This is a genomic window from Marinicellulosiphila megalodicopiae (assembly GCF_045862395.1).
GTDB classification, from domain to species: domain Bacteria; phylum Pseudomonadota; class Gammaproteobacteria; order Pseudomonadales; family Natronospirillaceae; genus Marinicellulosiphila; species Marinicellulosiphila megalodicopiae.
In genome coordinates this window covers 1,175,685-1,188,164 of sequence record NZ_AP023087.1, presented here as the reverse complement: position 1 = coordinate 1,188,164, position 12,480 = coordinate 1,175,685, and the positions used below count along the sequence as shown (strand labels likewise).

Genomic DNA, 12,480 nt, shown 5'->3' with positions numbered 1-12,480 from the left:
TTGATGGCTTATTAAATGATGGCTTATTAAATGAAGATTTTTGCCTTACCTGCTAGCGTTCGCCAAACAAGTTAAGTTGGCGAAATTATCAAGCTACAACTAGGTTAAACACTTAAAACCATGTGAGAATTATGATTAAACCAAACAAAATATTTTTATTATTACTGATTATTGTTTCAAGTTTTGCAATAGCAGAACCCGAACTGTATTACAGCAAAGTGCTAGCTAAACAGCTTAAAAAACAGCCATGCACAAATGAAAATTTACCGTTATCAAAAGAAATCCAAGTAAAAGAAGCCATTGAATGCGATTACAAAGGTATGGAAGTAATTAAAATGGATTTTGAAGATAAAAACGAAAAGATCGTGACAGTTAAGTTATACGCAAAAGGTGAAATGAAACACATTATTGTCGATTTTGAGACAGGACTAACTATAGACCCTGAAGATAAATAATGAGTATCCTAAAATTTTATAGTTGATAAAATTAATACAAAAGCGAACAACTTTTTAAAATAGCCCTAGAATATTGATAGGGCTTTTTCTTTGATAATAACAAACACTTCAATTTTATTAAAAATTCACTTTTTCTAATTCCCTCGACTGAGTTCAGCTAAAGTTCATCCAAAAAGACTAAACTGATAACATACTGTAAAGCATGTTATTGCATCAGTGAGCCGAAATTGGCACACTTACCTAACTTTCAAGCAATTAGGGCCATTATGAAAATCTATAGTTTATTATTTTTGGCAACCTTTTCTAGCTGGGCATTTGCCGAACCAAAGGTTGTGTACGACCAATCACTTAGCAAAACGCTTAAAGTTCAACCTTGCACCCAAGCTGACTTACCATTGATTAATGAAGCTGAGGTAATTAAAGCGATACAATGTGATTATCCAAAAATGGAAATAATCAAATTCAAACGCAGCCCAAACGATAGAGACACCGCTGAAGTGAAACTTTATAAAAAGGGCCAATTAAAAGTAATTAAAATCCATTTTTCAACAGGTTTAACCATCGTTGCACAAGAGGAACAATAAACATGCGTGTATTAGTTGTCGAAGACGAACCAAGACTAGTAGAAGCGTTAAAACAAGTTTTAACAAAAAATAAATACGCGGTAGACATAGCTATGAACGGCCGTGACGGTTTATTTCACGGACGTGAATACGACTATGATGTTGCGATTGTTGATTTAGGGCTACCTGAAGTAAATGGCATTGAATTGATTCGAACATTACGAGCCGAAGGCAAAACCTTCCCTATTATTATCTTAACTGCACGTTCCAACTGGCAACAAAAAGTAATCGGTTTAGAAGTAGGCGCCGATGATTATTTAGTGAAACCTTTTATTAATGAAGAGTTAATTGCCCGATTAAACGCATTAGTGCGACGCAGTGCAGGAAGCGCGACACCAATAATTGAAGCAGGCGCAATCAGTTTAGATACCGCTAAAAAAGTTGCAAGCGTTAATGGCGAAGAAATTGAATTAACGTCTTATGAGTACAACACTTTAGAGTATTTAATTCTAAAAAAAGACAAAGTAATTTCTAAAGTTGAATTGACCGAGCATTTATATGATCAAGATTACGATCGAGATAGTAACGTCATTGAAGTATTTGTAGGTCGATTACGTAAAAAACTTGATCCAACCGGTGAGTTAAAACCCATTACCACGGTTCGTGGACAAGGTTATCGAATCAATTATTAATTGTCCTTAAAGACTCTTTAAAGGCTGCGTCAATGAGTAAAATTTTTAATTCATTACAATCAAGGCTGTTAATTTCAGCCTTTTTTTTGTTAATAATCTTTTGTATTTCAACAGGTTTTGCTTTAAACAAAGCACTGTATAATTCAGTGATTGCAAGTGGCACCGACACGCTACACGAACAAAAAATTAATATTTTAGAACTCTCTGAAATCAGAGATAACAATATTTATTTACCCTTACGCCCAATTGGATTACTTGCATTTAATGATGAAAATTCATCAATCTTTGGTTTAGCCTTTGATGACAAAGACAGCCTTGTTTGGAAAAGCTGGTCCTCACGATGGGTGCCGGATTTAGATAATTTTACAAATAATTTTGACCCCTCAGTTGAAGCAGGTACGTTTCAAGATTATTTTTATATCAACGAATTAGTCACCAATACAGATTTAGCAGGCAATCAAGTCACGTTTCGACTTGTTGTATTTCAATCTTTAGAAAATTTCAATATTCAACAACAAGCATTTCGCAAACAAATGTACGTATGGCTTGCCTCACTAACTGTATTTTTATTATTAGTACTTGGTACGATTATTTTTTGGGGACTTAAACCATTGGGCAAAGTGGCCATTGATTTAAAACGCATTAAACAGGGTAAATCTGAATTTTTACTAGGTAAGTATCCAAGCGAAGTTGAACCTGTAATCACTAATTTAAACGCGTTAATTGAAGCAGAACGCGCGCAACGTGAGCGCTACAAAAAAACCCTAGGGGATTTAGCCCATAGTTTAAAAACCCCTCTAGCTGTCATGAACTCACTTGAAGTGGCAGACAAACAATCGATTATCCATGAACAAATTAAACGCATGGATGACATCATTAGCTATCAATTAAACCGCGCGGTTATTTCTCACAAAAACAAAAGCATCACCCAAATTGATATTTTTAGTAGCGTAGAGCGTATTGTGAATGCTTTGAATAAAGCATATCAAGACAAAGGCGTTAAAATTGACGTCGCATTTGATCACTGTATGGTTCCTATTAATGAAGACGATGCTATGGAAGTATTTGGAAACTTAATTGAAAATGCATTTAAATACACCGACAATCAAATTAAAATTTCCTGTAATGAAGCAAGTGATGTGACGCAAATCATCATTGAAGATAATGGACCAGGTATTGCACAAGAAAGCAGACAGGTAATTTTACAACGAGGGGAACGTGCTGACACTCAACAAACTGGGCAAGGTATTGGATTGTCTGTGGTTGTGGATATATTATCATCCTATAATGCAGGGATTAGCATTGAGCAGTCTGATTTGGGTGGCGCTAAGTTTGTTATGAGTTTTTAAACATTATAATTTAAAGTAAGCTTGCGATTGTTGATCACAAGCTTTTAAGCATAAAAATTAAAAAACGTATTTCACCCCTGCTATTGCGCTTGAGGATAATATAAACAAACTATCCTCCACTTCACTGTAATCGATAAAATTCAGAATATTCAATTGCACATCCACAAAAATCGAAAGATGATTCAATAAATATAAATCGGAACCAATTAATAATCCTCTTGCATTTAACATATCACCGTTTCTTTGCGAGATACCGTACTTCAGTTTTAAATCACTTGATAATTTAACTTGATCAAAAAGAGGAGCCTTTAGTTTTATCCCTGCATACATATTAGCGGAATATACATTTGTGATTTGATTGTCATAAAAATCTTGAGAATGAATCAATGCAATATTTACAATTGGATCAATTAAACGAGATACAGAGCGTACTCCTATCAAAATAGAAGTTGAACTTAGGTTTGTGAAATCAGGTCGATCAATATTAAAGTGATTATGGGAAAATTGAGTAAATAGGTTTTTATTAATTAAATAGCCTGCATTAATATTAATACCAAAAGAATCTTCTTCAGAGTTGTAATTATTCTCTTTTAATAATGAATAAATACCTCCGACTATTTCTACACTAGATAATCTTACATCCCCCAACCCTATATAATTATAAAATACTGAATCTTCCGATTCATATTGATTGAACTTTGAAAATGCATTTTGAAACACAAACAAACAGACACACAAAACAATATACTTCATGATAATACTCCTAGTAATTAGGCGATTGAATCGCCTATTTATACAATTTAAATTAGTTATAAAAGGTTAATTTATATTTCATCAACCATTAATTCAGCACTTAACGATTCAAGGGCACCTTCGATTTGATCAAAACCAACCCCTGGTGGCATTTGAATATCTAAAACAGCGCTAAACATCAATTCAGCACTCATGGGTGCCATATAACATTTAGTATGCAGCTCAAGAATATTCACATTCAAAGATGCGAGTGTTGCTGTCACTTCTTTTACAATGCCTTTTCTGTCGTGGCTTGTGATTTCAATTTTAATCCCTTCAAGCGATTCAGTTTTAGCTTGAGCCATTTCGCATTGAACTAAAATACCATCCGCTTTTAAGTCTGATAATTTTTTAGTGAGCTCATCCACATTTGAATCAACGCAGTTAATTTTGATAATACCAGCAAACTTACCTGACATATGAGCTAAACGACTGTCTAACCAATTGCCTTTTTCACTTGCTACGATATCTGACAATTTCTCAACAATACCGGTTTTATCATCAGCCATGACCGTTAAAATCATTTCCATTTTTTATTCCTCAGTGAGTTGTTTAATGTTCTTTTTCATCGCGCTCTGTTTTAATTATTAAAAACAGAGCAATATTTATAAATCGAACCACATCAAGTAGCTTTGATTACTTAAAAAATCGTGCAGAACAAGGCGGGAAATGTGAGCTTACACATGTAAGTGATCATTTCCCAACGCAGTAATGCGCGATTTTTCAAGTGATATGTGCGCTACGACTCGTAATCTTCAATAGCGGGACAGGTACAGAACAAATTACGATCGCCGTACACATCATCAATTCTTGAAACCGTTGGCCAGAACTTATTTTCTTTTAAGTATGGCGCACCGAACGCTGCTTGTTCGCGAGTGTATTTATGATCCCAGTTATCGTTAAGCACTTGTTGCTGTGTATGCGGTGCAAAACTTAATGGGCTGTCAGTTAATTCAATTTTACCTAAATGGATGTCTTGAATTTCTTGTTTGATTGTACGCATGGCTAAAATAAAACGATCTAGCTCGCCTTTGCTTTCACTTTCTGTCGGCTCAATCATAAAGGTTCCGGCTACTGGGAAACTCATGGTTGGTGCGTGGAAACCAAAATCCATTAAACGTTTGGCGATGTCTACTTCTGTTACACCTGTTTGCGCTTTAATTGGACGTAAATCGATAATACATTCGTGTGCTACCCAACCTTCTGTGTTGCTGTATAAAATTGGATAATCTTCTTTTAATTCTTGTGCTAAATAGTTAGCGTTTAACAATGCATTAGCCGTAGCAAACGGTAAACCGTTTTGACCTAAAGATGCGATGTACATCCAAGAAATAGGCAAAATACTGGCACTACCAAAGGCTGCTGCACTGACTGCACCATTACCGACACTGGCATCGTCAATGGGTGTCACGCTGTGGTTAGCAACAAACGGCGCTAAGTGCGCTTTCACACCAATTGGGCCCATGCCAGGTCCGCCGCCGCCATGTGGTATAGCGAAGGTTTTATGTAGGTTCATGTGAGAAACATCGGCACCTAGTTGCGCAGGTTGTACAAGACCAACCTGTGCATTTAAGTTTGCGCCATCCATATACACTTGACCGCCGTGTTCATGAATTAAAGCAAAAATTTCTTTAATGCCTTTTTCATATACACCGTGAGTCGATGGGTACGTTGCCATTAAACATGACAGGTTATCCCCTACTTCTAATACTTTTGCTTTTAAATCTGCAAAATCAACATTACCTAAATCATCACATTTACTAACGACTACTTTTAAGCCTGCCATTTGAGCAGAGGCTGGGTTAGTACCGTGAGCAGATTGTGGAATGATACAAACGTTACGCTGTGGCTGTCCATTTGCTTCATGGTATTTTTGAATGGCTAATAAACCTGCATATTCACCCTGCGCACCTGAGTTAGGTTGCATACAAATTGCATCAAAACCGGTAATGGCTTTTAAGTAATCCGTTAAGCTGTCAACTAATGCTAAGTAACCTTTGGTTTGATCTTTTGGCGCAAACGGATGCATGTTTGAAAATTCAGGCCAGCTTACAGGTTGCATTTGTGATGCTGCGTTTAATTTCATGGTACAAGAACCCAGTGAAATCATACTGTGATTTAAGGCTAAATCTTTATTTTCTAAGGATTTTAAATAACGCATCATTTGAGTTTCGCTGTGATGCGTATTAAATACTGGATGAGTTAAAATATCATCTTGACGTAAAACTGAATTATCTAACGTTGCAAACGCCTCAAAACTTTCTATTAATGATTCACCATTAATAGAATGAGGACCCACAAATAATTCAGCTAAATCTAAAATGTCTTCAACTGTGTTTGTTTCGTTAAATGACACGCTGATTTTAGAGCCTGACAAATAATTTAAGTTAATTAATTTTTCACTAGCCTGTTGTTTAATGGCATCAATACGATCGCCAACATTCACCGTCACTGTATCAAAAAATTGTTCGTGCTGAATTTTTAAACCGCTATCACGCAAGCAATGTGCAAACAAATTCGCTAATGCATTAACACGTTGAGCAATGGTTTTTAATCTAGCTGGACCGTGGTAAATCGCAAAACTCACCGCCATGTTTGCAAGTAACACCTGCGCAGTACAAATATTTGAATTCGCTTTTTCGCGGCGTATATGTTGTTCACGAGTTTGCAACGCCATACGCAATGCAAAGTTACCGTCTGTGTCTTTTGACACACCAATAATACGGCCAGGTAAATTACGTTTAAACGCATCTTTTGTTGCAAAAAAGGCCGCGTGTGGACCACCAAACCCCATTGGTACACCAAAGCGCTGAGAGTTACCCAACACCACATCGGCACCACATTGCCCTGGAGATTTAAGCGCCATTAACGCTAACAAATCTGTTGCCACTGCCACCATACAATTGTTTTGATGTAACGCTTCAATCAAATCTGTTGGATCTTGTACCTGTCCTTCTTTACCTGGGTATTGCAATAACGCGCCAAAATAATCGCCGTCTTTTGCTTGTTCCCAATTACCCACAACCACTTCAAAACCAAAACCCGGCGCACGAGTTTTAACAACGTCGATGGTTTGAGCAAAACATTGTTCGTCAATAAAAAACACGTTTGATTTATTTTTACGATTAGCACGCTTAATCATCGACATGGCTTCAGCAGCTGCTGTTGCTTCATCTAATAATGATGCGTTTGCCATTTCCATACCGGTTAAATCCACAACCATTTGTTGATAATTTAACAAACACTCTAAACGACCTTGAGCGATTTCTGGCTGATAAGGTGTATAAGCCGTATACCAACCCGGATTTTCAAACAAATTACGACCAATTACTGGTGGCGTAATGCACTCATAATATCCCTGCCCGATATAATTTTTCGCCAATTTATTTTGCTTAGCGATATCACGTAACACATCCATTGCCGCAAATTCACTTTGTGCAGGGTGCATATTTAAAGGAGCCGAAATTCGGATATCGCTAGGAATGATTTGATCAATCATCGCCTCTAAGCTGCTAACACCTAAACGCTCAAGCATGATTTGGCGCGCATCAGAATCACTACCAACATGGCGAGATAAAAAATCATCGTTAAAAAATAAATTGTGTTTGTTCATAGGAAAAAATCTTTGGGTAGGTAAATATAATAAAACCCCAGACGAAATTCGCTGAGGTTTAAGGGTGGTATAACAGTGTTAAAACGAAAAGCTAGAAGCTAGAAGCTAGAAGCTAGAAATTGTATTTTAACAAATTCACAGATTAAGCTTTTTTTAAATTAAAACCGCTTATTTAACGCTTTAGTTTGCGTAAAAATGGCGTCTGATCGAGAAAGAAAATGTGAGCCTACTGGTGAGGTGAGCATTTTCTGACGAAGAGCAGGCGTCATTTTTGCGTGAAAACCAAACTATTTAACGGCAATAATTTGCGTTTAAAATCGTTTTGATCGAGGCAAAAAATGTGAGCCTACTGGAGTAGGTGAGCATTTTCCAACGAAGAGCAGAGCGATTTTAAACGTGAAGAATGCCGTTAAATTATTCTTCGCATTGATCTTGGTAGGACTCTGCGTCCATTAACTCTTCTAAATCGCCACCTTCAGACTGACGGATTTTGAAGAACCAACCGTAGTCGTAAGAATCTTCGTTTACGGATTCTGGTGCGTCTTCTAATGCTGGGTTTACTTCGATGATTTCACCGGTTACTGGGCTGTAGATATCCGATGCTGCTTTAACGGATTCTACTACGGCTACTGCGTCGCCTGCTTCAACTGAAGTACCGACTTCTGGTAATTCAATAAACACGATATCGCCTAATTGCTCTTGAGCAAAATCAGAAATACCGACGGTTACAATGTTATCGCCTTCTTCACGAACCCATTCGTGAGTGGCTGCGTATTTTAAATCTCCAGGAATATTGCTCATGTTTATGACTCTTCAGTTAATTTATAGATGGATTGACCATTTCTAACAAACGGCATAGTAACTCGTTTTGCGTTGACTAAACGTCCGCGCATATCAATTTGGTAAGTAGATTGTAGCTTACCTGTCACTCGTGCCATTGCGATGGAATTTTGTAATGATGGAGAGAACGTACCGCTGGTGACTTCACCAACTACATCGCCATTTTCACCAACAACCGATTGATGAGAACGCATGACGCCTTTTCCATCTAACAACAAGCCAATTAATTTGCCTTGTTGTTGAGATTCTTTTTCTTCTAAAACGGCTTCTTTACCCACAAAGTTACGCTCGTCTTTTGCAGCAATGGTCCAAGCCATGTTGGCCGCCATTGGTGATATGGTTTCGTCCATATCGTTGCCGTATAAATTCATACCGGCTTCTAAACGCAACGTGTCACGTGCGCCTAAACCGCAGGGTTTTACGCCTACTTCTAACAATGCATTCCACATGGATTCAGCGTTGTCTTGGTGCACCATAATTTCATAGCCTTCTTCACCTGTATAACCGGTGCGGGCAACAAAACAATCAGCAAAACGGGCATCGTTTAAAAACGCACCTTGAAATACGGATAATTCTAAAGCATTACACTTCATGACTTTTTCAGTCAATTCAATGGCTTTAGGGCCTTGAACGGCGATCATTGCTAATTCTGGGCGTTCAGTAATGCTCACGTCAAACTTTTTACCAATTTGCTGCATCCACGCCAAATCTTTCTCGCGAGTTGAACAATTGACGACAACACGGTACATATCTTCAAGTAAATATACGATTAAATCGTCAATTACTCCGCCATCTGCGTTTAACATGCCGCTATAAAGCGCTTTACCGGTTGTTTTTAGTTTGTCTACATCGTTTGCTAATAAACGCTGTAAGAACGTCTTAGCTTGTGGGCCTGCCACATCAACCACAGTCATATGTGACACATCAAACATACCTGCGTCGGTACGCACGATTTCATGTTCTTTTAACTGCGAGCCATAATGAATGGGCATATCCCAACCACCAAAATCGACTAATTTCGCATTTGCCGCTACGTGAGCGGCAAAAAGTGCCGTCTGAAAACCCATAAAAAACTCAATAAAAATATCGGATGCAAATTATAGTCATTTTGGCCTTAAATACCACTTCTGCAATGTAAAAAGGTGTGTATATTCAATAATAATTGAAACCTTAAAATGCGATATAAATCGAAATATGGCGCAAAAACCAACTTCAAAATACAAATTTCATTTTTGTACTTCAAGCTTAAACACAACCTCACTTAACTTCTCATCATAATACAAATCAGAATGCTGTCTTTCTTCAATCACAAAATTTTGAATAGCGGCTTTAAATTCAGGATGGGTAATGTAGTGAGTTGAGAATGTTTTATGAGGCACAAACCCTCTATTAAGTTTATGTTCGCCCTGCACGCCTGGATCAAAGGTTTTTAAATTGTTTTTAATACAATATTCAATACCTTGGTAATAACAGGTTTCAAAATGCAAAAACTCATGCTCTTCAGAGCAACCCCAGTATCGACCATAAAGCGTATCGTTATCTTTAAAACTTAAGGCGACACCGACGGTTTGCCCATCTAACTTTGCACACACCATGACTAATGAGTCTGATTGGGTTTGTAATAATTGATTAAAAAACGCCTGATTTAAATACCCTGTATTACTTCTATAACGGCTGTATTTGGCATGTTGACGTTGGTAAAATTGATAGAAGACACTCATATCTTCAGACTCTATTGAATCGCCTTCTTTAATTTCAAAACTGATGCCCTGCTCTTTTAATACTCTGCGCTCTTTACTTACGTTTTTACGTTTACGAGATTTAAATAACGCTAAGAAATCATCAAAGTGTTGGTATTGTTGATTATGCCAAATAAAATGCACGTCTTGGCGTAGCATAAAGTCATCATCGGCAAAGGATTTTGCGTCTTGATCAAATAATACATGACAGGATGAAAATTGGTTTTGGTTGCAAATTTGTTTGAATACTTGTTTTAGAGATTGTTTAACCTCAAACACATCACAACTAACATCAATTAATTGTTTGGGGCCGACCGCTGGCGTAAAGGGTAAAGTGTTAAGAAGCTTTGGATAGTATTGTAACCCGTTGTTTTCGTATGCTTGCGCCCATGTAAAATCAAATACAAATTCGCCGTAGCTGTGTGTTTTTAAAAATAACGGGACAAACACAACTAACTTGCTTTCGTCATTATCTAATAAACCAATGACATAATGCGCGATCCAACCTGAGTCTTCACCAATACAACCTGATTGTTCTAAATTTAAATAGAATGCGTGCTGTAAAAATGGGCAGTTTTGAGTGTTTAGTCGATCTAACTGTGCCGCTGAAACATCATTAATGCTTGTGATAATTTGGTATTGTATTGCGTGGTTGCTCATAATAATCTGACTTAATTCTACAGTAATGCAATTTAAGCAAGATTCGGGTGGGAAAACCAGCTTTGTGCCTTTATCATGTGGATAACTTATAAACACAGCTTACTTATGAAGCCTCATTCAATTGAACACAACAAGCACGCTTCGCAATATACACGCATTGCTAAAGCCATTGATTTTATATTAGATAAACAAACCCAACAGCCTTCGTTAGATGACATTGCCAAGCATGTAAATTTAAGCCCTTTTCACTTTCAGCGATTGTTTAGTGATTGGGCGGGAGTGAGCCCCAAACAGTTTTTACAATTTACCAATGTGCAAAGCTCGAAAGCATTACTTAAAAAGCAACGCTCTATTTTAGATACCAGTGAATTAACCGGCCTTTCAAGCCCAGCTCGATTACATGACATGTATATTAATATTGAGGCGATGACTCCTGGGCAATACAAACAATCAGGCAAAGGATTAGTAATCCAATACGATGTGTATGACTGTCTCTTTGGTAACGTGTTAATTGCTTCCACTGAAAAAGGTATTTGTTATGTGGGCTTTGATGATGACAATCAACCAGCGTTTTTAGATCTGCAAAAACGATTTTCACAGGCAACGTTGATTCAACAAACGCATCCTAGCCACCACCATGTTTTGAGTTTTTTTAAACAAGATTGGAATGATTTACCCGCTATTAAATTACATTTAAAAGCGACAGCGTTTCAGCTAAAAGTTTGGCAAGCCTTACTCACTATTCCTAATGGTGCATTAAGCACCTATGGTGATATCGCGCAGAGCATACACAACCCAAAAGCATCTCGCGCAGTTGGCACTGCAATTGGTAGCAACCCTGTTTCATTTTTAATCCCTTGTCATCGAGTGATACAACAATCGGGCTTAATGGGTGGGTATATGTGGGGCACTACAAGAAAGACAGCCATGATTGGGTGGGAACAGGGATTTAGAAAGTCGGATGTTTGAGGCATGAAGAAAGTGGCTTGAGGCTTGAGGCTTGAGGCTTGAGGCTTGAGGCTTGAGGCTTGAGGCTTGAGGCTTGAGGCTGAAAATAAGTTAAGGTAAAAACTTTAAATACACACAGAGTTAATAAATGAATTTATTTGAGAATGATCCAGATTTAAACCTTTTGCTTTATCAGGGTGAAGTGAATTACTTGGGCGCTATATTGTCAGCACAAGAAGCACAACATTATTTTGAAACGTTATTAAAAGAAATTAACTGGCAACATGATCAAGTCCAAATTAATGGCAAGATCGTAACCACTAAGCGTAAAGTTGCTTGGTATGGAAATAAAAACTATGCCTATCATTATTCTGGCACCACCAAACAAGCGAATCAGTGGACAGATGAGTTATTAGAATTAAAATCCATAGTTGAAGCTAAAACCAATCAAAAATTTAACTCATGTTTACTCAATTTATATGAAAATGGTGAACAGGGTATGTCGTGGCACAGTGACGATGAAACGGTATTGGGTGAGCAAACGAGCATTGCGTCACTGAGTTTAGGAGAGCCACGAAAGTTCTCATTCAAACATAAAACAAAAAAACACTCCTGCTCTATCGAATTAGAAGCTGGTAGCTTGTTGATGATGCAAGGTAAAACTCAAATATATTGGCTACATAGCTTGCCTATTAATTTAAAGAGTAAGCTGCCTCGAATTAATTTGACGTTTAGGACGATTACGGATGGACGGAAAACGACTATTGATCCTGTTAGATAAGTGCATATTTTTTTAAACTGTTATAGGTAACCTACAAATCAATTGGAC

Annotated in this window: 12 protein-coding genes; 6 read left to right on the top strand and 6 right to left on the bottom strand. The window is 37.4% G+C overall.

The window, feature by feature from the left end; genetic code table 11:
- The first annotated feature begins 131 nt into the window (after positions 1-131).
- From TYM08_RS05105 to TYM08_RS05090, 4 genes are all read left to right on the top strand, one after another.
- Complete coding sequence (locus tag TYM08_RS05105) at positions 132-455, top strand: hypothetical protein (protein WP_422381893.1); 324 nt, start codon at positions 132-134, stop codon at positions 453-455.
- Between the two features lie 266 nt (positions 456-721).
- A complete protein-coding gene (locus tag TYM08_RS05100) occupies positions 722-1,039 on the top strand; it encodes a hypothetical protein (RefSeq protein ID WP_422381892.1) in 318 nt (105 codons plus the stop codon).
- 2 nt (positions 1,040-1,041) lie between these two features.
- Entirely contained in the window at positions 1,042-1,710 is a 669-nt protein-coding gene (locus TYM08_RS05095; RefSeq protein WP_422381891.1) for a response regulator transcription factor, read from the top strand.
- A 32-nt stretch (positions 1,711-1,742) separates the two neighbouring features.
- The gene (locus TYM08_RS05090) at positions 1,743-3,059 is read left to right on the top strand and encodes an ATP-binding protein (protein ID WP_422381890.1); all 1,317 of its coding nucleotides are present in this window, start codon (positions 1,743-1,745) and stop codon (positions 3,057-3,059) included.
- Positions 3,060-3,116: 57 nt separating this feature from the next.
- On the opposite strand, the gene TYM08_RS05085 is transcribed toward TYM08_RS05090, so the two are convergent.
- The 6 genes from TYM08_RS05085 to TYM08_RS05060 form a co-directional block, all read right to left on the bottom strand.
- Positions 3,117-3,812 carry a hypothetical protein gene (locus tag TYM08_RS05085; protein WP_422381889.1) on the bottom strand — a complete coding sequence of 232 codons (696 nt, stop codon included), beginning with the start codon at positions 3,810-3,812 and terminating at the stop codon, positions 3,117-3,119.
- A gap of 71 nt (positions 3,813-3,883) precedes the next feature.
- Complete coding sequence (locus tag TYM08_RS05080) at positions 3,884-4,381, bottom strand: glycine cleavage system protein R (RefSeq protein ID WP_422381888.1); 498 nt, start codon at positions 4,379-4,381, stop codon at positions 3,884-3,886.
- Positions 4,382-4,590: 209 nt separating this feature from the next.
- Complete coding sequence (gcvP, locus tag TYM08_RS05075) at positions 4,591-7,464, bottom strand: aminomethyl-transferring glycine dehydrogenase (RefSeq protein ID WP_422381887.1); 2,874 nt, start codon at positions 7,462-7,464, stop codon at positions 4,591-4,593.
- Positions 7,465-7,878: 414 nt separating this feature from the next.
- The gene (gcvH, locus tag TYM08_RS05070; protein WP_422381886.1) at positions 7,879-8,265 is read right to left on the bottom strand and encodes a glycine cleavage system protein GcvH; all 387 of its coding nucleotides are present in this window, start codon (positions 8,263-8,265) and stop codon (positions 7,879-7,881) included.
- A gap of 2 nt (positions 8,266-8,267) precedes the next feature.
- Complete coding sequence (gcvT, locus tag TYM08_RS05065; RefSeq protein WP_422381885.1) at positions 8,268-9,371, bottom strand: glycine cleavage system aminomethyltransferase GcvT; 1,104 nt, start codon at positions 9,369-9,371, stop codon at positions 8,268-8,270.
- A 159-nt stretch (positions 9,372-9,530) separates the two neighbouring features.
- Positions 9,531-10,703, bottom strand: a complete 1,173-nt coding sequence (locus TYM08_RS05060; protein ID WP_422381884.1) for a GNAT family N-acetyltransferase — start codon at positions 10,701-10,703, stop codon at positions 9,531-9,533.
- A gap of 105 nt (positions 10,704-10,808) precedes the next feature.
- On the opposite strand from TYM08_RS05060, the gene TYM08_RS05055 reads away from it, so the two are divergent.
- Together TYM08_RS05055 and TYM08_RS05050 are read left to right on the top strand one after the other, a co-directional pair.
- Complete coding sequence (locus TYM08_RS05055) at positions 10,809-11,672, top strand: methylated-DNA--[protein]-cysteine S-methyltransferase (RefSeq protein ID WP_422381883.1); 864 nt, start codon at positions 10,809-10,811, stop codon at positions 11,670-11,672.
- A gap of 127 nt (positions 11,673-11,799) precedes the next feature.
- A complete protein-coding gene (locus TYM08_RS05050) occupies positions 11,800-12,432 on the top strand; it encodes an alpha-ketoglutarate-dependent dioxygenase AlkB family protein (protein ID WP_422381882.1) in 633 nt (210 codons plus the stop codon).
- Positions 12,433-12,480 lie beyond the last annotated feature (48 nt).

Coding starts and splice junctions, on each gene's coding strand:
- TYM08_RS05105 (WP_422381893.1), top strand. CDS start 132: ATGATTAAACCAAACAAAATATTTTTATTATTACTGATTATTGTTTCA.
- TYM08_RS05100 (WP_422381892.1), top strand. CDS start 722: ATGAAAATCTATAGTTTATTATTTTTGGCAACCTTTTCTAGCTGGGCA.
- TYM08_RS05095 (WP_422381891.1), top strand. CDS start 1,042: ATGCGTGTATTAGTTGTCGAAGACGAACCAAGACTAGTAGAAGCGTTA.
- TYM08_RS05090 (WP_422381890.1), top strand. CDS start 1,743: ATGAGTAAAATTTTTAATTCATTACAATCAAGGCTGTTAATTTCAGCC.
- TYM08_RS05085 (WP_422381889.1), bottom strand. CDS start 3,812: ATGAAGTATATTGTTTTGTGTGTCTGTTTGTTTGTGTTTCAAAATGCA.
- TYM08_RS05080 (WP_422381888.1), bottom strand. CDS start 4,381: ATGGAAATGATTTTAACGGTCATGGCTGATGATAAAACCGGTATTGTT.
- gcvP (WP_422381887.1), bottom strand. CDS start 7,464: ATGAACAAACACAATTTATTTTTTAACGATGATTTTTTATCTCGCCAT.
- gcvH (WP_422381886.1), bottom strand. CDS start 8,265: ATGAGCAATATTCCTGGAGATTTAAAATACGCAGCCACTCACGAATGG.
- gcvT (WP_422381885.1), bottom strand. CDS start 9,371: ATGGGTTTTCAGACGGCACTTTTTGCCGCTCACGTAGCGGCAAATGCG.
- TYM08_RS05060 (WP_422381884.1), bottom strand. CDS start 10,703: ATGAGCAACCACGCAATACAATACCAAATTATCACAAGCATTAATGAT.
- TYM08_RS05055 (WP_422381883.1), top strand. CDS start 10,809: ATGAAGCCTCATTCAATTGAACACAACAAGCACGCTTCGCAATATACA.
- TYM08_RS05050 (WP_422381882.1), top strand. CDS start 11,800: ATGAATTTATTTGAGAATGATCCAGATTTAAACCTTTTGCTTTATCAG.